This is a genomic window from Streptomyces sp. NPDC050704, from assembly GCF_040654355.1.
GTDB lineage: Bacteria > Actinomycetota > Actinomycetes > Streptomycetales > Streptomycetaceae > Streptomyces.
Genome location: NZ_JBFAHW010000050.1, coordinates 52,609 through 73,678, shown reverse-complemented (window position 1 = coordinate 73,678; position 21,070 = coordinate 52,609). Strand labels below are relative to the sequence as shown.

At 69.5% G+C, this 21,070-nt stretch carries 17 protein-coding genes; 8 read left to right on the top strand and 9 right to left on the bottom strand.

All coding sequences use genetic code 11. From position 1 onward, the window contains the following. Positions 1–473: 473 nt before the first annotated feature. From AB0I18_RS27680 to AB0I18_RS27670, 3 genes are all read left to right on the top strand, one after another. Positions 474–2,132: a VanW family protein gene (locus AB0I18_RS27680; RefSeq protein WP_363108294.1), complete on the top strand. Its 1,659-nt coding sequence runs from the start codon at positions 474–476 to the stop codon at positions 2,130–2,132. Positions 2,133–2,211: 79 nt separating this feature from the next. After that, the gene (locus tag AB0I18_RS27675; protein ID WP_363108292.1) at positions 2,212–2,565 is read left to right on the top strand and encodes a metalloregulator ArsR/SmtB family transcription factor; all 354 of its coding nucleotides are present in this window, start codon (positions 2,212–2,214) and stop codon (positions 2,563–2,565) included. Beyond that, positions 2,562–3,056 (top strand): SRPBCC domain-containing protein, encoded by a 495-nt coding sequence (locus tag AB0I18_RS27670; protein ID WP_363108291.1) that lies wholly within the window; start codon positions 2,562–2,564, stop codon positions 3,054–3,056. The genes AB0I18_RS27675 and AB0I18_RS27670 overlap by 4 nt, the downstream gene beginning before the upstream one ends. 171 nt (positions 3,057–3,227) lie before the next feature. On the opposite strand, the gene AB0I18_RS27665 is transcribed toward AB0I18_RS27670, so the two are convergent. Then, positions 3,228–4,172: a ribose-phosphate pyrophosphokinase gene (locus AB0I18_RS27665; protein ID WP_363108290.1), complete on the bottom strand. Its 945-nt coding sequence runs from the start codon at positions 4,170–4,172 to the stop codon at positions 3,228–3,230. 132 nt (positions 4,173–4,304) lie between these two features. Then, the gene (locus tag AB0I18_RS27660) at positions 4,305–5,060 is read right to left on the bottom strand and encodes a helix-turn-helix transcriptional regulator (RefSeq protein ID WP_363108289.1); all 756 of its coding nucleotides are present in this window, start codon (positions 5,058–5,060) and stop codon (positions 4,305–4,307) included. Positions 5,061–5,156: 96 nt separating this feature from the next. On the opposite strand from AB0I18_RS27660, the gene AB0I18_RS27655 reads away from it, so the two are divergent. The 3 genes from AB0I18_RS27655 to AB0I18_RS27645 are packed head-to-tail and all read left to right on the top strand — an operon-like array spanning position 5,157 to position 7,009. Further along, a complete protein-coding gene (locus tag AB0I18_RS27655; RefSeq protein ID WP_363108288.1) occupies positions 5,157–6,296 on the top strand; it encodes an MFS transporter in 1,140 nt (379 codons plus the stop codon). Positions 6,297–6,317: 21 nt separating this feature from the next. Then, positions 6,318–6,620 (top strand): metalloregulator ArsR/SmtB family transcription factor, encoded by a 303-nt coding sequence (locus AB0I18_RS27650; protein WP_363108287.1) that lies wholly within the window; start codon positions 6,318–6,320, stop codon positions 6,618–6,620. Beyond that, on the top strand, positions 6,617–7,009 hold the full coding sequence (locus AB0I18_RS27645; RefSeq protein WP_363108286.1) for a VOC family protein: 393 nt from the start codon (positions 6,617–6,619) through the stop codon (positions 7,007–7,009). Before AB0I18_RS27650 ends, AB0I18_RS27645 begins: the two co-directional genes overlap by 4 nt. 27 nt (positions 7,010–7,036) lie before the next feature. On the opposite strand, the gene AB0I18_RS27640 is transcribed toward AB0I18_RS27645, so the two are convergent. The 4 genes from AB0I18_RS27640 to AB0I18_RS27625 form a co-directional block, all read right to left on the bottom strand. Then, positions 7,037–8,311: a condensation domain-containing protein gene (locus tag AB0I18_RS27640; protein WP_363108285.1), complete on the bottom strand. Its 1,275-nt coding sequence runs from the start codon at positions 8,309–8,311 to the stop codon at positions 7,037–7,039. A 272-nt stretch (positions 8,312–8,583) separates the two neighbouring features. Further along, positions 8,584–9,099 carry an N-acetyltransferase gene (locus tag AB0I18_RS27635; RefSeq protein WP_363108284.1) on the bottom strand — a complete coding sequence of 172 codons (516 nt, stop codon included), beginning with the start codon at positions 9,097–9,099 and terminating at the stop codon, positions 8,584–8,586. Between the two features lie 251 nt (positions 9,100–9,350). Beyond that, complete coding sequence (locus AB0I18_RS27630; RefSeq protein WP_363108283.1) at positions 9,351–9,767, bottom strand: (2Fe-2S) ferredoxin domain-containing protein; 417 nt, start codon at positions 9,765–9,767, stop codon at positions 9,351–9,353. Next, a complete protein-coding gene (locus tag AB0I18_RS27625) occupies positions 9,764–11,743 on the bottom strand; it encodes a heavy metal translocating P-type ATPase (RefSeq protein ID WP_363108282.1) in 1,980 nt (659 codons plus the stop codon). Before AB0I18_RS27625 ends, AB0I18_RS27630 begins: the two co-directional genes overlap by 4 nt. Before the next feature lie 173 nt (positions 11,744–11,916). Between AB0I18_RS27625 and AB0I18_RS27620 the strand changes: the two genes are divergently transcribed. Together AB0I18_RS27620 and AB0I18_RS27615 are read left to right on the top strand one after the other, a co-directional pair. Further along, on the top strand, positions 11,917–12,303 hold the full coding sequence (locus AB0I18_RS27620) for a metalloregulator ArsR/SmtB family transcription factor (RefSeq protein WP_363108281.1): 387 nt from the start codon (positions 11,917–11,919) through the stop codon (positions 12,301–12,303). A 255-nt stretch (positions 12,304–12,558) separates the two neighbouring features. Beyond that, a complete protein-coding gene (locus AB0I18_RS27615; RefSeq protein ID WP_363108280.1) occupies positions 12,559–14,013 on the top strand; it encodes a glyceraldehyde-3-phosphate dehydrogenase in 1,455 nt (484 codons plus the stop codon). A gap of 69 nt (positions 14,014–14,082) precedes the next feature. On the opposite strand, the gene AB0I18_RS27610 is transcribed toward AB0I18_RS27615, so the two are convergent. The 3 genes from AB0I18_RS27610 to AB0I18_RS27600 all read right to left on the bottom strand — a co-directional run bounded on the left by AB0I18_RS27610 (position 14,083) and on the right by AB0I18_RS27600 (position 21,006). After that, on the bottom strand, positions 14,083–15,489 hold the full coding sequence (locus AB0I18_RS27610) for a cytochrome (protein ID WP_363108279.1): 1,407 nt from the start codon (positions 15,487–15,489) through the stop codon (positions 14,083–14,085). 204 nt (positions 15,490–15,693) lie between these two features. Then, on the bottom strand, positions 15,694–16,974 hold the full coding sequence (locus AB0I18_RS27605) for an MFS transporter (protein WP_363108278.1): 1,281 nt from the start codon (positions 16,972–16,974) through the stop codon (positions 15,694–15,696). A gap of 657 nt (positions 16,975–17,631) precedes the next feature. Next, a complete protein-coding gene (locus AB0I18_RS27600; protein ID WP_363108277.1) occupies positions 17,632–21,006 on the bottom strand; it encodes a pyruvate carboxylase in 3,375 nt (1,124 codons plus the stop codon). Positions 21,007–21,070: the final 64 nt, after the last annotated feature.

Sequence of the window (21,070 nt, the reverse complement as noted above, 5' to 3'; positions counted from 1 at the left end):
CGTGAAGGCCGTCAGTCCTTGTGGTGTGCCCCAGCCGGTCGGGCCGTCGTAGCCCGATGTGGCGGTGCAGAGGTAGCTGGAGGTGGCGGCGCAGGCCCCGAAAATGCGCCGACCGTCCCTGCCACGAATCGTCTTCGCCTCATGCCGGTCCCTCCACTCGGATACGAGGGACCACCGTGAACCAGCACGGCCCGCAGATATAGATACTCACGTGACAAAACCCGACAGTCCGTCGGGGCGAGGTTCTGCGCACGGGGCGATGGTGGCCGGCTCCGGGGGCGTGCAGAGACGCAGCTCACAGACCTATCGCGAGCGTTTTACTACGATTAGGTGATTGGCGACCTATTGCGTGAGGCATGCCTGTGCGGCGCGACGGCCATCGACGAGGAGATTCAGTGCATCGCTTTCAGCGCCTCGGCATACCCGCCGCCACGCCGACCGGTCGTCGCCGAATACGCCTCGTCGCACTTGCGGTGGGAGCGGCCGGTGTCGGTTTCGGCGGGCTGTATCTGGTGGGCCTGCTGGCGTCCGGCGAGGACGTCCCTGACGGCACCCGGGTGCGGGGCGTGGACATCGGAGGACTGAGCCGCTCCCAGGCCGAGGAGAAGCTGGACGAGGTACTGGGCGAGATCTGGGCGTCGCCGCTGAAAGTGCGCGTCGGCGACCGCGACGCCACCGTCGACACGCGTGCGGCCGGCCTCCGGCTGGACAGCGAGGCGACCGTCGCCCGCGCCGCGCAGTCCGGATCCGGCCCGCTGACCGTGATCGGCCGCTTGTTCACCTCCGAGGAGCGCGACATCGAGCCGGTGCGCGACATGGACGAGGCAAAGGCCCGCGAGGCACTGGCCAGAACGGCGAAGGCGTACGACCGTAAGGCCCACGATGGCGCGGTCACCTTCCACGCGGGCAAAGCGGTGCGCGTACAGCCGCGGAGCGGTCAGTCGCTGGATATGGACCGCTCACTCGCGGCCCTGAGTTCCGCCGACCCCAGTCTGCGAAGCGCCCCGGTCCGGCTGCCCGTGAGACAGAGCCGGCCCCGTATCGACGCGGCAGAGGTGAACCGCGCCATGAAGGAGTTCGCCGTGCCGGCGATGTCGGCGCCGGTGACGCTCACCATCGGTGACCGGCGGATCGAGATCGGCCCGGCCACCGTCGGCAAGCACCTCACGCTGAAACCGGACACGTCGAACCGGCTGACGCCCCGGCTCGACGGCCAGGGACTGCGGGCCGATCCGGCGGTGGCCGATCCCCTGGCGCGGACGACCGATACGGAGGTCGAGGCGACACTGCGCCTGGACGGCGAGCGGGTCGTGGTGGCCTCGGACGGCAAACCGGGGCAGCGGGCCACCGCCAAGGCGATCAAGGAGGCGGTCATGCCGCTGCTGACCAGGACGGGGACGGCCCGCACCGGCACGGTGGCCACCAAAAAGGTGCAACCGACGCTCACCCGCGACACCGTCGGCCCGCTGGGCATCAAGGAGAGGATGTCCACCTTCACGGTCAACTTCGAGCCGGCCCCGTACCGCACGAAGAACATCGGCCGCGCCGCGGAACTGCTCAACGGGTCACTCGTGCTGCCCGGCAGGACCTGGAGCTTCAACCGCACCGTGGGCGAGCGGACCAAGGCCAACGGTTTCGTGGACGGCATCATCATCAACAACAACCAGTTCGAGAAGGCGGCCGGGGGCGGCGTCTCCGCCGTCGCCACCACGGTCTTCAACGCCCTCTTCTTCGCCGGCGTCAAGCCGCTCGAGTACGGCGCGCACTCGTTCTACATCGAGCGCTACCCCGAAGGCCGAGAGGCAACGGTGGTGTGGGGCAGCCTGGACCTGAGGTTCGCCAACGACTCGGGCAACGCCATCTACATCCAGGCGTCCGCCACGGACACCTCCATCACCGTCACCTTCCTCGGCACCAAGAAATACGACGCGGTCGAAGCGGTCACAGGCCCGCGCACCGATGTGAAAGAGCCGGGAAGCCGCCCGGGCGCCGAAAAGAACTGCCTGCCCCAGACCCCGCTCGAAGGCTTCAACGTCGCGGTCGACCGGGTCTTCAAGTCCGACGGCAAGCAAGTCAAGCGAGAGACCTTCAGGACCCGCTACGTACCCCGCGACGAAGTCACCTGCGACTGAGGGGTGCCGTGACCCTCGGCGACCGTAACGCCGAGCACGCGGTTGCGTTCGTGGCACACCGCGACTAACGTACAACCACATGGTTGTAGGAGAACTGAGTGAGGCGGACGCCGACAGCATCTTCCACGCCTTGGCGGACGCGACTCGCCGCGACATCGTCGCCCGGGTCATCCGCACGGAGGAGTCCGTGTCGGCGCTCGCACAGCACTACCCGATGAGCTTCGCAGCGGTGCAGAAACACGTGGCCGTTCTCGAACGTGCCTCGCTGATTACCAAGAGAAAGCGCGGAAGGGAGCAGATCGTGCATGCCGACATGGCGGCGCTCCGCCGGGCAGCCCGTCTCCTCGACGCGTACGAGGAACTCTGGCGGCATCGCGTGGCACGCATCGAACAGATCCTGGCCGAGGACCAAGAAGGGAAGACGGACCCATGACTGTGATCAGTTCGCACAAGGACCCTGAGGCGTTGACGCTGACGTTCGTCGCTGACTTCGACGCCGGCCCCGAACGCGTATGGCAGGTGTGGGAAGACCCGCGCCAGCTGGAGCGCTGGTGGGGTCCGCCCACCTGGCCGGCCACCTTCGAGCAGCACGACTTCGTGGTGGGGGGCGGGTCCCGCTACTTCATGACCGGCCCGGAAGGTGACAAGGCACGCGGGTGGTGGACGATCACCGCCATCGAAGCGCCGCACCGGCTCGAGTTCGACGACGGTTTCGCCGGCGATGACGGCGAACCCCTCACCACCATGGAGCCGACCCACACAGTCGTGACCATCGAGGTCCTCGGAACCGGCTCGCGCATGACGACGGTCACGACCTTCACCAGCACCGAGCAGCTGGAGAAGATGGCGGCCATGGGCATGGAAGAAGGCATGCGCCTGGCCATGGGGCAGATCGACACGGTGCTCGCCCACGCCCCACACTGACACGTCCCCCGGCGTCCCGCTCCCCGCCCGTCCATCCCGGCTCGCGGGACTGTCGACCCAGGCACATGGCCACAGTCCGACCTCCGAACATCGCCGTACACGCCCTGGCAGTACTCGGCCGGACCGGAGCCGCCGCGCAGGCCCCGCCATCAGCGGTCGTGCCGGGCGCCGTCAGGGCGCGTCGAAGAGGGCGCTGACCGATTCGCCGTTGTGGATACGCCGGACTGCCTCCGCCAGGGCCGGGGCGATCGAGAGGATCCGCAGTTTGTCGGTGTGGTCCCCGGCCGGGACGGGCACGGTGTTCGTGCAGACGATCTCCAGCACGTCGGGCTGGTCCGACAGCCGCTTGAGCGCACCGGCGGCGAACAGCCCGTGGGTGCAGGCGACGCGGATCGAGCGAGCCCCCAACTCGCGCAGGCGGTCCAGGAGTTCCAGCACGGTACTGCCCTTGGCGATCTCGTCGTCCAGGACGATCACGTCGCGGCCGGCGATCTCTCCGATGACGGAACTGATGGTGACCCGGTCATCGGCGAATCGCTGCTTGGCCCCCGCGGCCACCTGCGCGCCCAGCAGGCGGGCGAAGGCCGCGGCCTCCTTGGCGTTGCCCAGGTCCGGGGAGACGACCGTGGTTCTGGACAGGTCGTAGCCCCGGAAGTGTTCGGCGAGTTCGCGCAGCGCGTGCAGGTGGTCGACCGGGACGGAGAAGAACCCGTGCACCTGCGGCGAATGCAGCGTCATCGCCAGCACACGGCTGGCGCCGGAGGCCACCATCAGGTCGGCCACCAGGCGCCCACCGATGGAGATCCGCGGCGCGTCCTTCTTGTCCGAGCGGGCGTAGGCATAGTGCGGCATCACCACCGTGATGCGGGCCGCCGACGCCCCACGCGCGGCGTCGCACATCAGCAGCAGTTCCACGAGGTTCTCCTGCACGGGCCTGACCAACGGCTGGATCAGGAAGACGTCGCGCTCGCGGCAGTTGGCCTGCAACTGGACTTCCAGGCAGTCGTTCGCGAAGCGCGCGACGCGTACCGGGCTGAGTGGAACACCCAGATGAGCACAGACCTCGGCGGCCAACGAGGGGTGCGCGCTTCCACTGAACACGGCGATGTCCCGCACGTACCGCTCCTCGCTGTGATCGACTCCTCCAGGCCAGCCACATGCTAGTGGCCCCGGGACGGGAAGCCGACTCGGTCCAGCCCTTGGTCTTTTTGGGGGGTGGTCGTGACGGCGGGGCCAGGGACATGCCCCTCACCCGGTCCGCCGACGGGGCTGATGTGTTCCCGGAGTGTGTCCGAAGGTACGGCGGAAGACATCGATGAACGCGCTGGCGGACGACCAGCCGCACAGGTGCGCCACGGCGGTCACCGGGGTGTTCTCGGCGAGCAGGACCAAGGCGTAGTACAAGCGCAGTTGGGTGCGCCACTGCGGGAAGGTCATCCCGAGGTCGGCCTTGAACAGGCGGGAGAGAGTGCGGTCGCCGGCACCGATCTCCCTGCCCAGCGCGGCCAGGGTGCGGCCGTCGGCCGGATTCGTACGCAGGATCTCGCACACCGCCTTCAGTTGAGGGGCGGTGGGGGTAGGCAGGTGCAGTGGCTGCTGGGGTGAGGCCCTCAACTGGTCGAGCAACACGGCCCGCAGCCGCCCTCGTTCGGGGCTGTCGTCGTGCGGGGTGCGCGTGTAGACGAGGATCAGTTCACGAAGGAGGGGTCCGACGGCCAGCACGGTCGGCTCGTCCAGGCCGAGCGGATTGTCACTCGCGGGAAGGCCGACCAGGTGCAGTTCGAGTTCGCCGTGGGCCTGGTGGGCATGCACGGTGCCGGCCGGTACCCAGATGGCGCGAGTACCCGGTGCGATCCACGAGCCCGCGTCGGTCGTCACGGCCAGCACTCCCCGTCCTGCGTAGACGATCTGGTGGTCGTCGTGGCGGTGGGCGTCTATGGCGGCTCCGGGCGCCAGCCACTGGGTGCGGGTAGGCGCTACGGGCTCGTGGCGGATTTCCGTCATTGGTTGTCAGTTTATCGGAAGCGCGACAGGCCGCCCGGCGATGACCATGGCGATGTGCCAAGGAAAAGAAGGAAAAGAAGGAACAGATCGATCATCATGCTGTCGGCCGGACATGCCTGCGTGGACATCTACCAAGGCGCTGTCGCGTCGCTCGTCCCGTTCTTCGTCGCCGAGCGCGCGTACAGCTACGCCGCGGTCTCGGGCATTGTGCTCGCCGCTTCTCTGCTGTCCTCGGTGGCACAGCCGGTGTTCGGCGTACTCACCGACCGCTGGGCGATGCCCTGGCTCCTGCCGGTGAGTACGGTCCTCGGCGGACTGGGTATCGCCCTGAGCGGCCTGAGCGGTTCCTATGCTCTGACGCTGGCGTTCGTGGCGGTGTCGGGTGTCGGGGTCGCCGCCTACCATCCCGAGTCCGCCCGCGTTGCGCGGCTCGTCAGCGAGGGCAGCCACACCGCGATGGGCTGGTTCTCCCTCGGCGGCAACCTCGGCTTCGCCGCCGCGCCGCTCATGGTCACCGCCGTCGTCGCCTCCGGCGGTCTGCGCCTGTCGCCGCTGCTCGCGGTGCCGGCCCTCGCCGGCAGCGTGCTGTGTCTGCCCGTCCTGCGCACGCTGGGAAAGACAGGACGCGGCGGCTTCGGCACCGCGGCTGCGACCGGCACCGACGACAAGGCCTCGTTCGTGAAGCTGTCGCTGGCCGTGGTCTGCCGGTCCATCGTCTTCATCGGCCTGGGCACATTCATCTCGCTCTACGCCCAGCAGCGTCCGGGGGGCGGTACGGCAGCGGGCACCGCGGCGCTGTTCCTGCTCTATCTCGGCGGCGCGGCGGGCTCTGTGCTGGGCGGCAGCCTGGCCACCCGCTGGGACCGGGTCACTGTCGCCCGCTGGTCGTACCTCGTCACGGTCGCCGCCGTCGCGGGAATCGTGTTCGTACCCGGCCCGGCGTTCTACTTGTTCGTGGTGCTGACGTCCGTCGGCCTGTACGTCCCCTTCTCCCTGCAGGTCACCCTCGGCCAGGACTACCTGCCCACGCGTGTCGGCACTGCCGGCGGTATCACCCTCGGGCTGACCGTCAGCATCGGCGGCCTGGTCGTCCCGCTCATCGGCAGCGTCGCCGACGCGACCTCGTTGCGTACCGCCCTGGCACCACTGATCCTGATGCCCGCCCTGAGCTGGCTGTTGTTCCGCACATTGCCCGAACCCACGGCGCCCGCGCACCTCACCTTGACAGGCAAGTGAGCACTTGCCCATCCTGTGGTCGTGGCCGCCGACCTTTTCAAAGCCTTGGCCGACCCCACCCGCCGCACCATCCTCGACGAGCTCACGGAGAGGTCCGGACAGACACTGTTCGAGATCTGCTCCCGGCTGAGCATGAAGCACCAACTCGGCATCTCGCGCCAGGGGGTGTCCCAGCACCTCGCCGTGCTGGAGGCCGCCGGGCTCGTCGAGACCAGGCGGGAGGGCCGCTACAAGTTCCACGACCTGAACACGGCCCCGCTGCGGCAGATCGCCGAGCGATGGCTCGTGCCCGACCCGTCCGAACCAGAGGAGAGCACCCCATGAAGATCCATCTGACCAGCGTCTTCGTCGACGACCAGGCCGAGGCCGAACGCTTCTACACCGAGATCCTCGGCTTCGTGAAGAAGCACGACGTCCCGGTGGGCGAGCAGGACCGGTGGCTGACCGTCGTCTCGCCCGACGAACCCGACGGCACCGAACTCCTCCTCGAGCCCGCCGGCCACCCGGCCGTCAAGACCTACCGCGACACGCTCGTCCAGGACGGCATCCCGCTGGCCCAGTTCGCCGTCGACGACGTGCAGGCGGAGTACCGGCGCCTGCACGGACTCGGCGTCCGCTTCACCCAGGAGCCCCTGGAGATGGGCCCCGTCACGACCGCCGTCTTCGACGACACCTGCGGCAACCTGATCCAGATCGCGACCAAGCCGCAGTAGGCAGCGGGCTGGTGCGGCGCCCCGGCTTCACGCCCGCGTTTGCTCCTCGACGGCTGAGAGCAGGTGTTCCCGCGCCAGCTCCAACAGACCCGTAACGGGGGTGAAGCTGGTGTGCAGCAGGCGCAGTGTGCCGTCGAGCGTGCTGAGGCCGACGGTCTGCTCGCCTTCGAATCCGAAGAACACCGAGGGGCCCCACAGAGCTTCGATGGTCAGTGCACCGTATGAGGCGGGGATGGGAAGCACCCCGAGGTTGGTGAGCAGCACTTCGTGGGGGGCCGCGGCAGCGAGCATGGCGGCCATGTCGGTGGGTGAGGGATTCCCTTGGAGGATGCCCGTCCACAGAGCCAGTGATCCGAAGAGTGCGGTGTTCTCGCGGTAGGGCGCGAGACCGTCGGTGAAGGCCCGGGCCGCCGCCCAGAAGTCACCCCACTTGCCCGGCTGTTCCGTGGTGGCCGGGGCGAGGATGTTGCCCACTTCCTCAGCCGACACCGGCATCTGTCCGCGCAGGCTGATAGGCGTATGCACCCGGAGGGGAACGGCTGACCAGTCGTGGTTGAGCTCGGCCGCCGCGTGCAGCACGGCCGCGGCGACAGCGCCGTGGACCGTGGTCCCCTCCGCCCGCGCGCGTGCTCGCAGCGCCCTTGTCCGCTCCTCGTCAAGGGTGGCGCAGAAGACGGCGGGAGCCGAGTCCGGCTGGGTGTCCCGGTAGACACCAGGCCGCTCGGAGACCGGAAAGTCCTGGTCCGTGGGGAGTTCCGCGGCCGCTGTGGCGATCTCCTCCTGCAGGAAACTGTCGATCGGCCGAGAGCTTGGCTCACCCGCAAGCCTCTCCCCGCTGACCAAGGCCACCAGATCCCGTACCAGATATGTCTCGGACAGCCCGTCGACCACCGCGTGATGCGCGACGATCACGAGGGCGCACCGCTCAGAGCTGTGCAGCAGGGTGACGCGGATGGGCGGCGCTCCGGCAACGTTGATTCCGGTCCGCATTTCCGTGGCGAGTACCGACTGCCAGTCGCCCTCCCCCGGGTCCGCGACCCGGAACGGAATCGGCTCCGAGTGGCCCAAGGAGAGCAGCGGCGTGCCGGTCCTGTCGTGGATGCGAGCCGCCAGAAGGGGATGGCGACACTGAAGCCCCCGCAGCGCCGTGCGCCACTGGTCCACCTCGATGTGGCCCCTGATCTCGACGGCCACGGCCGAGTGGTTGGGCCGGTGCTGGTTCATCAGCCACATGAAATGTTCGGCCACTCCCAGGGACCGCTCAACTGCGGTGGCGGAGGAATCTGACGGCACGGTGGTCATGGTGCTCCTTGGGCGCGGGCTCAATGTCTGCCACCCCTGCCGAAGGCATGCGGGCAGAAGGTCGGTACGGCTTCCACTCTGTGTCCCGCCCATGAGCGCCGACCAGGCCATCCTCTGCTCAACAGCTGATCACTTTCCCGTCCCGACAGGCCGCGTGAGGCTGAGCACCTGGCCCCACTCCGGCCGGCACGCGTCGGGTGGGGTGAACGGAGAACGTCGGCGGCGGAGCCGTGCGGGAGCCGGAGTGTGGTGCTCCCGCACGGCAGGTTCTGCTAGATGCCGAATGGTGCTGGGTAGTGGACGGTGCCACTGGGCAGCGGGTGGTCGGCGTCGAGGGTGAGGGCCATCATGACCTCGTCCGGGACGTCGATGGTGAGGCTGATGCCGTGGGTGGATGCGCGGGTGAAGCCGAACCGCGGGTAGTAGGTCGGGTGCCCGAGGACGGTGACGAAGTGCTCGCCCATGTCCTTGGCGGCCTTGAGTGCGGCACGGACGGCCGCGGATCCGGCGCCGGTCTTCTGGTGCTCGGGAAGTACGGCGACAGGGCCCAGACACAGGGCCGGGGTGTCATCGATGTGACAGCGAGTCAGCAGTGCGTAGCCGACAGCCTGGCCGTTCTGGTCGGTGGCCACGATCGACAGGTCTTCGATCCAGGCGGCGTCGGTACGCAGGGCGTTGACGATGTCGGCTTCCAGCGGAGTCTCGAAGGCCGCCAGGTTGATCTCGCGGACGGCGGGGATGTCGGCGCCGGTCTCGGCACGCGTGATCCAGTGAGTGCGAATGCTCATGACGGGATACAGATCCGTTTCATGGTGGTGTTCGTATCAGGAGTCGCCCCGCGAGCTCACGCTCCGGCGGAGGCGGGTCAGGATGAGGTCAGACCGTCGCCCGGGACGTGAGGATGGTCCGGGCGCTGCGCACAGCAGTGGCCTTGAGCGCGGTCATCAACCTCACCTCCCCGTCTTCCTCGACCCAGATCGGATACGAACGTCAAAAACCCTATCATCGAGGCCCGCCGACAGCGCGCGTGCAGTCGCCATCAGTCGCCAAGGGTGCCCCGTACGCGCCGGGAGGGCTGGAAGGCGTACAGGTCGAGGATGTCGGGCGGTTCGGCGAGGCCCGGTCCCCCGGCACGCACCCAGGCGGTGATGTCGGCACTGGCGTCCGGGTCGTTGACCAGGCCGAGCCATACGGGCCGCCCGCCCGCGGCACGACCGGCGGACGAGGGCTGTATGACGATGACATTGGCCTGTTCGCATGCGTCCAGGCAGTTCACCGCCCGCACGTGAGCAACTTGCCCCAACTCGGCCTTGAGCCCGGCCAGTTGGGCGGCGTGGTCCAGGACGGGGACCTTCGGTGTGCCGCAGCAGCAGCCCCGGCAGACGGTGACCGTACAGCGGGCCGAGGACGCTCCGGGCGCAGCGGGGGCCGTCGGCCGGGTACGGCGGCGGCTCACAGGGTGCCCTCGGCCGCGGACCGCTGCCAGGCCGTCTCACGCAGCAGGCGCAGGCCGTTGAGGCCGACGATGACGGTGGAGCCCTCGTGGCCGAGCACGCCGAGCGGCAGCGGCAGCGTGCCGGCCAGGTCCCAGATGACGAGACCAGTGATGAACACCCCGGCGATGACGAGGTTCTGAACGACCAGCCGCCGGGCCCGGCGGGAGAGCGCGATCGTGGTGGGAACGGTGGCGAGCTCGTCGCGGACGATCACCGCGTCGGCGGTCTCCAGAGCGAGGTCGGAGCCCGCCCGCCCCATGGCGATGCCGGTGTGCGCGGCAGCCAGCGCCGGGGCGTCGTTGACCCCGTCGCCGACCACCAGGACCTTGCGGCCCGCGTCCTCCATCGCCTTGACCGCGCTCACCTTGTCCTGCGGCAGCAGGCCGGCCCGTACGTCGTCGATCCCGGCCTCGGCGGCCAGCCGGGCGGCGGCCCGCGGGTTGTCGCCGGTCAGCAGCACGGGTCCGGAACCGGTCAGCGCGGCAAGGGACTTGACGGTGTCCGCCGCGTCCGGGCGCAGCCGGTCGGCGAGGCCGAGAACCCCGGCGGGGGCACCGTCGACGAGGACCAGGACAGCGGTACGGCCGGACTCCTCAAGCCCTTCGGCGACGGCGGACGCCGGATGGCCGGAGCCCGGGACGAGACGGGAGGGGGCGCCCACCTCGACCGTACGGCCGTCGATCACGGCCTTCACTCCGACGCCGGGTGCCGACGTGAAGTCCCGGGCCTGTGGCAGGTCGAGGCCGCGTTCGCGGGCCGCGTCGACGATCGCACGGGCCAGCGGGTGCTCGCTGGGGTGCTCGGCGGCCGCTGCCAGGGCGAGCAACTCGCCTTCGCCGTACGGGGAATGGGCCATCGGCCGGATGTCCGTGACCCGGGGGGTGCCCTCGGTCAGTGTGCCGGTCTTGTCGAGCGCGACGGCGTCGACCTGTCCGAGCCGTTCCATCACCACGGCCGACTTCACCAGCACGCCGTGCCGCCCGGCGTTGGCGATCGCGGACAGCAGCGGTGGCATGGTCGCCAGGACCACCGCGCACGGGGAGGCCACGATCATGAAGGTCATGGCGCGCAGCAGCGCGTCGGTCAGCTCGACGCCGAAGGCGAGCGGCACGAAGAACACCGCGAGCGTCGCCGCGACCATGCCGAGCGAGTAGCGCTGCTCGACCTTCTCGATGAACAGCTGGGTGGGTGCCTTGGTCTCGGACGCCTCCTCCACCATCCGCACGATGCGCGCGATCACCGAGTCGGACGCGTCGCGCTCGACGCGGACCCGCAGGGCGCCGGTGCCGTTGAGGGTGCCCGCGAACACCTCGTCGCCCGGCTCCTTCGTCACCGGCAGCGGTTCACCGGTGACGGTGGCCTGGTCGACGTCACTGGCCCCGTCCAGGACGCGCCCGTCGGCGCCGACGCGCTCCCCGGGACGTACGAGAATCGTGTCGCCGACCGCCAACTCCTCAACAGCGACCGGCTGTTCACCGCCGTCGTCCGTCAGCTTCACGGCGGTGGCGGGCGCCAGGTCCAGCAGACCCCGTACCGAATCGGCGGTACGTGCCGTGGCCAGCGCCTCCAGTGCTCCGGACGTGGCGAAGATGACGACCAGCAGGGCGCCGTCCATCACCTGGCCGATGGAGGCCGCCCCGAGTGCGGCGACGATCATCAGCAGGTCGACGTCGAGGGTCTTGTCCTTGAGCGCCTTCAAACCCTCCCAGCCGGGTTCCCATCCGCCGGTGGCGTACGCAAGGCCGTACAGCGGACCCCAGGCCCAGGCCGGGGCTCCGGCCAGTTGCAGGGGCAGGGCGAGCAGGAAGAGGACGGTGGCCGCGGTGGCCCAGCGCGCCTCGGGCAGGGCGAAGACGCGCGTACGCCGCCGGGGCGGGCCCCCGTCGCGGGCACAGGCGGCCCGGTCGGCGGAGGGCGGGGCGATGGTGGACGTCATGAGGGCGGTGATCCTTCACAGGGACGTACGCGAGGACTTCGCGCGACGACGTGCGGACAGAAGCGCAGGCGGGCAGGCGGACGCACCGGCACAAGGCGATGCCTGAGCTCCCCGTCCACCATACAGGAACACATGAAGACTCATTCATGCCTTCATCTCCGTAGAATGAGCCCATGGGCCACGGAGCTGACACCACGACCACCGCCACCGCTCGCGAGCGCCTCGAAGCCGTCGGTGCGGGCGATGTCGCCGCCACACTCCAGGCCCTCGCGACCCCGTCCCGACTGCGGATCCTGACCCGGCTCCAAGAGGGTCCCTGCGCGGCAACCGAACTCGCCGACGCGGTAGGTATGGAACAGTCGGCCTGCTCCCACCAACTGCGGCTGCTGCGCAACCTCGGCCTGGTCACCGGCGAACGCCGCGGCCGCTCAGTGATCTACGCGCTGTACGACAACCACGTCGCCGAACTCCTCGAGCAGGCCCTCTTCCACGTCGAGCATCTGCGCCTCGGCCTGCGCGACACGCCGCCCACAGAGGTCACCGTCGCCGCCGACCGCTGACCACCGACCGGCCGTGGGCCGAGGTTCAGCACATGGTCGACCGGCACACCGGCCAGGTCGGCGAGTTCCTCGCGGCGCAGCCCGACCGCACGGCGCGCCCGATGCACACGTAGCCCTCAACAGTCACGGGCGAGCATCGAAGCAAGCAGAGCCACCTCCGCCCGGACAAGACCCCGCCCCAGAGGGGAACCGTTCGAATGACCAGAACAGCCGGGGGTTAGCATATGAGCGCCGCCTAGCTCGAAAGATAAATCTGTGACTGTCAACGACGACTCGTTCACCAACTGGAAGAACCGCGAGGAGATCGCGGAGTCGATGATCCCGATCATCGGGAAGCTCCACCGAGAGCGGGACGTAACGGTCCTGCTGCACAGCCGCTCCTTGGTGAACAAGTCAGTGGTCAGCATCCTCAAGACCCATCGATTCGCCCGGCAGATAGCCGGCGAGGAGCTCTCGGTCACCGAGACGCTCCCGTTCCTGCGGGCCCTCACCACGCTCGACCTCGGCCCGTCCCAGATCGACCTCGGCATGCTCGCCGCGATGTACCGGAGCGACGACCGCGGTCTCTCGGTGGAGGAGTTCACCGCCGAGTCCGTCGCCGGCGCCACCGGGGCGAACGGGATCGAGCGCCGCGAGCCGCGTGACGTCGTCCTCTACGGGTTCGGCCGTATCGGCCGCCTCGTCGCCCGCCTGCTCATCGAGAAGGCCGGCTCGGGCAACGGTCTGCGGCTGCGCGCCATCGTCGTCCGCCGAGGCGGCGGCCGGGCCGCCGACGATCTCGTCAAACGTGCCTCGCTGCTGCGCCGCGACTCCATCCACGGTCAGTTCCAGGGCACGATCACGGTGGACGAGGCGAACAGCACGATCATCGCCAACGGCAACGAGATCAAGGTGATCCACGCCAACGACCCGTCGGAGGTCCACTACACAGCGTACGGCATCAAGGACGCCATCCTCATCGACAACACCGGTAAGTGGCGCGACCGCGAGGGCCTGTCGCAGCACCTCGGCCCCGGCATCGACAAGGTGGTCCTGACCGCGCCGGGCAAGGGCGACGTCCCCAACATCGTGCACGGCGTCAACCACGACATGATCAAGCCGGACGAGCAGATCCTGTCCTGTGCCTCCTGCACCACCAATGCGATCGTCCCGCCGCTCAAGGCTATGGCGGACGAGTACGGCGTGCTGCGCGGCCACGTGGAGACCGTCCACTCGTTCACCAACGACCAGAATCTGCTGGACAACTACCACAGCTCCGACCGCCGGGGCCGCTCCGCGCCGCTCAACATGGTCATCACCGAGACGGGCGCCGCCTCCGCCGTCGCCAAGGCACTGCCCGACCTCAAGGCGCCGATCACCGGCAGCTCGATCCGCGTCCCGGTCCCGGACGTCTCGATCGCGATCCTCAGCCTGCGTCTCGGGCGCGAGACGAACCGCGAGGAAGTCCTGGACTACCTCCGCAACGTGTCGCTGACCTCGCCGCTCAAGCGCCAGATCGACTTCACCACCGCCCCGGACGCGGTCTCCAGCGACTTCATCGGCTCGCGCCACGCCTCGATCGTCGACGCCGGCGCCACCAAGGTCGACGGCGACAACGCGATCCTCTACCTGTGGTACGACAACGAGTTCGGCTACTCCTGCCAGGTCATCCGGGTCGTCCAGTACGTGTCCGGGGTGGAGTACCCGACCTATCCGGCGCCGGTGGTCTGACCGAGTGGCGGTGGGCGGGGACAACCGGTCCTGCCGGCATCCGGTTGCCCCGTCCACCGCTTGCGGGGGTCAGCGGCCGGAGCGGATCAGGCCCGTCAGGTAACGCCACAGCGATGAGCGCTGACGGACGGACTGGTCCGGCACCACCGGCCCGGGGGTCTGCGGTCCAGGAGCGTGCGCCGTCGGCGGTTCGGGCACGGGCGAGAGTTCGTACCGTACGGGCAGCGAGCGCAGTCCGCGCATGAACGGGGAAGAGCGCCACGGCAGTTGGTCGGCCGGCAGCGCCAGGTCCAGGTGGGAGAACCGTTCGAACAGCCGGCCCACGCCCACTGCCGCGACCGTCGAGGCGAGCTCGCGTGCCGGGTCCGGGCACTGGCGGCGCCCCGCCCCCCAGGACAGGTGCGCCCGGGTGCTGATCGTGGAGTTGGACGCCACGTGGTCGGCGAAGACGGGGTCCGCGTGCGCGGCGGCGGAGGAGACCCATACCGGGTCGCCGGCACGGATCGTGTAGCTCCCGAGCTCGGTGTCCTCGGCCGCGAACCGCGGCACGAAGTTCACCAGCGGCGGCTTGCGCATGACCACCCGGTTCATGGTCTCCCTGAGCATGCCCGCGGACAGGCTGGAACGTACGCCGTCCTCGCCCGAGATGACCTCGACCACGGTGTTGGAGATCAGGATGCCGACGTGGTCGGAGGTCATGCCGAGCAGCATGAACAGCTCACGGGCCAGCTGGTCGAGCGAGAGGTTCGGGTGCGCGGCCACCAGGTACGAGGGGAAGTCGTCGCCCGGCTTCTCCATCTTCGACCGCGCCAGGTCCGCCAGTGTCACCAGCAGCCGTTCCAGGGCGGGTTCCGCGTCCGGACCCGCGTCGAGCACCCGCCACATGTCCATGAGGGCGTCGTCACCCTGCGAGCCGGGGAAGCCGAGCAGATGGCTGGCCACCATCAGCGGCAGCGGCCGGGAGAACTGCGCGGACAGGTCCGCGACGCCCGTGCCGCCGCCCTCTCCCACGAGGGTGATCAGGTCGTCGGCGTAGGCGGTGACGGCGGCCTTCAGCCGCTTCGCCTGGGGGTGGCGGGGGTCCTGGAACGGCTTGAGGGCCACCTCCCACGCCTTGCGTAACGGCCCATGCCCCGAACCGCCCTGGATCAGGATGTGGTTGACCTCCAGGGACGGCCCCAGTGGCCAGTCCGCCGGTACTTCGCCCTCGGAGCGGGCCCGCCAGTTCTCCAGCCCCTTGGGCCACCGGTCGTCGTCCTGCAGTACCTCGAGCGCCTCGCGGTAACCCAGTACCAGCCAGGCCGGCACCCCGAGCAGGTCGACCGGCGCGACCGGGCCGTGCCGCTGCCTCAGCCGCTCGTAGACGAGTGAGGGCCGCGTCTCGTAGTCCCGGGTCAGCAGCGGTTCGCAGGTCATCGCCTCCAACCGCGTGCCGTCCAGATCCGCGAATCCGCCGTCGCCCAGGTGGGTGTTCATCGTCTTGCCGCCCTCCGCCACTCCCCGTACCGGCGCATGATCCGTCGGTGACTACGAAACGGTGAGGAACCCTACCGCACGGTAGCCCAACCGGCCGGAGGGGGGCGGGACTTGTCGCCGTGGACAGGATGGAGACGCTTCACGACCCTTGAATCCCCCACCGTGTGCGTACCTCGCTCCTGCCCCAGAGGGGCGGCTTCGCCATCAGCCCGTTGCCTGGGCGGGGTTGCCGGGAGCGCGCAGGACCGGATCGGTACGCAGCCGCAGGAAGGCGAAGCCGAGGGCAACCGCCTGCAACGCGGCGCACACCGCGATGGCGTGACCGAGCGCCGCCGACGGCGTGAGGGCGACCACGATCCCCGCGACCGGGAACGGCAGCAGCAGAAGCAGGATGGTCACGGACAGCGTGTTGCCGAAGAGGGCCGGCGGTATGAGGAGTGAGCGCAGGGTGCGCAGGACGACGGTCAGTCCGCCGTCGCCGGCCATGAAGAGCGCCATGAGCAGGACGAAGGTGAGGTAGCTGGGCGCATGGGCGAGTGCGAGACAGGCCGCGGCCGCAAGGGTGGAACAGACCACGCCGACTCCCCACAGCCCGAGCCGGTTGAGCGCGAACCTGCACACCGCGATCGCGAGGAGGGTGGATGCCGCGGCCGCCGACCAGAGGGTGCCGACGGCCGCGGTGGACAGCCCGAAGCGTTCGACCACGATGATCGGGCTGGCGGCCTGGAGCAGTCCGAGTGCGAGGTTGGAGACGGCCAGCCCGGCCACAAGCCCGCTCAGGGTGGGGAGCGAACGCAGCGTGTGCCAGCCCGACTTGAGCCCGGCCTCCGGCTTTGCGCCGTCGCGCGGCGAGGAACGCAGTGGGGTCGGCGGGGTTTGCAGGGCGAGGAGGGCCGCGAAGAAGGACAGCGCGCTCAGGACCGCGAGCATTCGGGTCGGCCCGCCCAGCAGCAGCACACCTCCCAGCACGGGTCCGATCAGGGTGGCCGTCTGGTCGATACCGATCAGAACGGCCTGGACCTTGTGCGCCTGGGTCTGCGTGCGGCGGCTGACGATCGCGCCCACGGCCTCGTTCGCGATGAAGCTGAACTGTGTCAGTGCTCCCGTTCCGGCGGCCAGCGCCATCACGGTGACCGTTTCGGCCGTCCCTCGCGGCAGCACGATCAGCGCGGCGGCCCCGGCCACCACCAGCAGCGCCCGCGCCATGGAGGCGAAGAAGAACACGATCGCGGCCCCGCGCCGGTCCACCAGGTCACCGGCCAGGCCGAAGGCCGCCACCCGCGGAATCCACTCCAGCGCGAAGGCCAGGCCGGTCAGGGACGCGGAGTTGGTCGTGGCCAGCACCAGGAGTGGCATGGCGTACGTGCACATGGAGAAGGCGAGTGCGTCGAAGACCCGCGGTGCGTAGACCCGGCGGAGCAGGCTGCCTGGCGGAATGGCGGCGTGCCGACCGGCCGGGCGGCCCTCGTGGAGGGAGATGGTCACGGAGTAGGGGGTGCTTTCAGTCAGCGGTGAAACAAAAAGGGAAGGGGCGGTCCGACGGCCCGCAGGCTCGGGCGATGGCTCTCTGCCTGATACTTGCCTGATTCGTCGATGAATTGCCGGAGTTGTGCACGCAGAGGCGGACAGCGGAATTCAGTGAGCTTCCGTCATCGATCGCACCGAATGAGCGGAACTGCACCGGCTCCGCCGGATGTTGCCGCGGTCATGCCGCTCGGCGCAGCGATGGGCCTGAGGTCAGCGGGGACACTGTTCGTCCTCGCCACGGCGCGAGGTATGGCCACGCGGACTCCGCTCGAATACTGGGGGAAACCGGGCACGCGGAACGACGCAGCACGCCCGACAGCAGGAAATGACCTTGCCACACGCCTTGTTGAGTCATCAACCACGGCGCAGCATCAAATAGTCGAATGTTTCGATTGATCCAAAAGGCCGACCAGGCAAATCCGCGGACGAAACGGGTGATTACTGTCGGTAAAACCTTCACGTTCGACTGCGGCCAACCCGTTCGCCCGCAGCGGCAACAACCGGACCATGACCAACTCCACCTGCTGACCCGCCCCGCTCCTGCCTCCTGCGAGGTCCGGCTCGCAGGAGGCAGGAGCGATCCCTCGTCACCCCACAGGCCCGGCAGGGACCGGCTCAGCCGATCTCGACGAGGAGATCGCCGCCCTCCACCTGCTGAATCCGGTTGATGGCCAGTCGGGACACCTTCCCCGACTTCGGGGCGGTGATCGCGGCCTCCATCTTCATCGCCTCGATGGTGGCCACCGTGACACCGGCCTCGACGTCGTCGCCCTCGGCGACCGAGAGGGTCACGACTCCGGCGAAGGGCGCGGCGACATGCCCGGCGTTGGACCGGTCGGCCTTCTCGGTGACCGGTACGTCGGAGGCCGCCGCGGTGTCGCGTACCTGGATCGGCCGCAGCTGGCCGTTCAGGGCGGACATCACGGTACGCATACCGCGTTCGTCGGCCTCGCCGATGGCCTCCAGTTCGATGAGGAGCCGGACGCCGGGTTCGAGGTCGACGGCGTACTCCTTCCCGGGGCGCAGCCCGTAGAAGAAGTCCTTGCTGTCCAGCACGCTGGTGTCGCCGAAGTTCTGACGGTGTGTCTCGTAGTCGCGCGTCGGGCCGGGAAACAGCAGCCGGTTGAGCGTCCCGCGCCGGTCCTTGTCCAGGCCGGTGCGGTCCTCCGCGGTGAGTTCCTGCGCGGGCTTGGGGTCGGCGCGGCCCTGAAGTGCCTTGCTGCGGAAGGGCTCGGGCCAGCCGCCCGGCGGGGTGCCCAGTTCCCCGCGCAGGAAGCCGACGACGGAGTCCGGGATGTCGTACGAGTTCGGCGCCGCCTCGAAGTCGTCGGGCGGCACGCCCGCGCCGACCAGATGCAGGGCGAGGTCGCCGACCACCTTCGACGACGGGGTGACCTTGACCAGGCGGCCGAGCATCCTGTCGGCGGCCGCGTACATCGCCTCGATGTCCTCGAAGCGGTCGCCGAGACCCAGCGCGATCGCCTGGGACCGCAGGTTGGAGAGCTGTCCGCCGGGGATCTCGTGGTGGTAGACGCGCCCGGTCGGCGAGGCGAGACCCGCCTCGAAGGGCGCGTAGATCTTGCGGACGCTCTCCCAGTACGGTTCCAGGTCCCCGACGGCCAGCAGGTCCAGCTCCGTGGGACGCTCGGAGTGGTCGGTGGCGGCCACGATCGCCGACAGCGACGGCTGCGAAGTGGTACCCGCCATGGACGCCACCGCGCCGTCCACCGCGTCCGCGCCCGCCTGGATCGCCGCGAGGTAGGTGGCGAGCTGTCCGCCGGCGGTGTCGTGGGTGTGCAGATGCACCGGCAGGTCGAACTCACGGCGCAGCGCGGATACGAGCGTCGCGGCGGCCGGGGCGCGCAGCAGCCCGGCCATGTCCTTGACGGCCAGGACGTGGGCGCCCGCGTCCACGATCTGCTCGGCCAGCCGGAGGTAGTAGTCCAGGGTGTACAGGCGCTCGGCGGGGTCGGAGAGGTCGGCCGTGTAGCACAGGGCGACCTCGGCGACTGCCGTTCCGGTCTCGCGTACGGCGTCGATGGCGGGCCGCATCTGCCCCACGTCGTTCAGCGCGTCGAAGATCCGGAAGATGTCGATGCCGGTGGCCGCGGCCTCCTGTACGAACGCGTCGGTCACCTCGGTCGGATAGGGCGTGTAGCCCACGGTGTTGCGGCCCCGCAGCAGCATCTGCAGGCAGATGTTCGGCACGGCCTCGCGCAGCGCGGCCAGCCGCTCCCATGGGTCCTCGGCGAGAAAACGCAGCGCGACGTCGTACGTGGCGCCGCCCCAGCACTCCAGGGACAGCAGTTGCGGCAACGTCCGCGCCACCACGGGGGCGACGGCGAGCAGGTCCTTGGTACGCACCCGGGTGGCGAGCAGCGACTGATGGGCGTCCCGGAACGTGGTGTCGGTGACACCGATCGTCGGCGACTCGCGCAGCCGGCGTGCGAAGCCCTCCGGGCCGAGTGCGGTGAGCTGCTGCTTCGAGCCCGCGGGCGGCTCGGTGGAGCTGATCCGCGGCAGTTTGGTGGTGGGGTCGATCAGCTCGGGCCGCTCACCGTGCGGCCGGTTCACCGTGACGTCGGCCAGGTAGGTGAGCAGTTTGGTGCCACGGTCGGCGGAGTGGCGTGCGGTGAGCAGATGGGGCCGTTGTTCGATGAACGACGTGGTGACCTGCCCGGCCTGGAACGCCGGGTCGTCCAGCACGGCCTGCAGGAACGGGATGTTCGTGGCAACGCCACGGATACGGAACTCGGCCACGGCGCGCCGGGCGCGGCCGACCGCGGTCGTGAAGTCCCGGCCCCGGCAGGTCAGTTTGACCAGCATCGAGTCGAAGTGCGCGCTGATCTCCGTACCGGCGTGGGTGGTACCGCCGTCGAGGCGGATGCCCGAGCCGCCCGGTGAGCGGTAGGCGCTGATCCTGCCGGTGTCCGGGCGGAAGCCGTTCGCGGGGTCCTCGGTGGTGATCCGGCACTGCAGGGCGGCGCCGCGCAGCACCACGGACTCCTGCGAGAGCCCGAGGTCGGCCAGCGTCTCCCCCGCGGCGATCCGCAGCTGCGCCTGTACGAGGTCGACGTCGGTGACCTCCTCGGTCACCGTGTGCTCGACCTGGATGCGCGGGTTCATCTCGATGAAGACGTGGTTGCCGTCCCGGTCGAGCAGGAACTCCACGGTCCCCGCGTTGCGGTAGCCGATCTGCTCGGCGAACCGCACCGCGTCGGCGCACATCCGCTCCCTCAGGTCCGGGTCGAGGTTCGGCGCGGGCGCCAGCTCGATCACCTTCTGGTGGCGGCGCTGCAGCGAGCAGTCGCGTTCGAAGAGGTGGATGACGTTGCCCTGCCCGTCGGCGAGGATCTGCACCTCGATGTGCCGGGGTTCGATCACGGCCTTCTCGAGGAAGACGGTGGGGTCCCCGAACGCGGACGCGGCCTCGCGCGCCGCCGCGTCGATGGACTCGCGCAGCATCGCCGGGTTGTCCACCCGGCGCATACCGCGCCCACCGCCGCCGGCCACGGCCTTGACGAACAGGGGGAACCCGATGTCCTCGGCGGCGCGGACCAGTTCGTCCACGTCGCTGGAGGGCTCGGAGGAGCCGAGCACCGGCACACCGGCCGCGCGGGCGGCGGCCACGGCACGCGCCTTGTTCCCGGTCAGTTCCAGTACCTGGGCGCCGGGGCCGACGAACGTGATGCCCGCCTCCTCGCACGCGCGTGCGAGGTCGGGGTTCTCCGACAGGAAGCCGTAGCCGGGATAGACCGCGTCCGCGCCGGCCAGGCGGGCCGCCCGGACGATTTCCTCCACGGACAGGTAGGCCCGCACCGGGTGACCCGGCTCGCCGATCTCGTAGGCCTCGTCGGCTTTCATGCGGTGCAGCGAGTTGCGGTCCTCGTGGGGAAAGACCGCGACCGTTCGCGCACCCAGCTCATAGCCGGCACGGAACGCGCGAATGGCGATCTCACCCCGGTTGGCGACCAGCACCTTGCGGAACATGTCCGATCCCTTCAGCCTGCCGGTGACCTACACCATCGTGTCGGCGACGCCCCTGCCCTGCCAC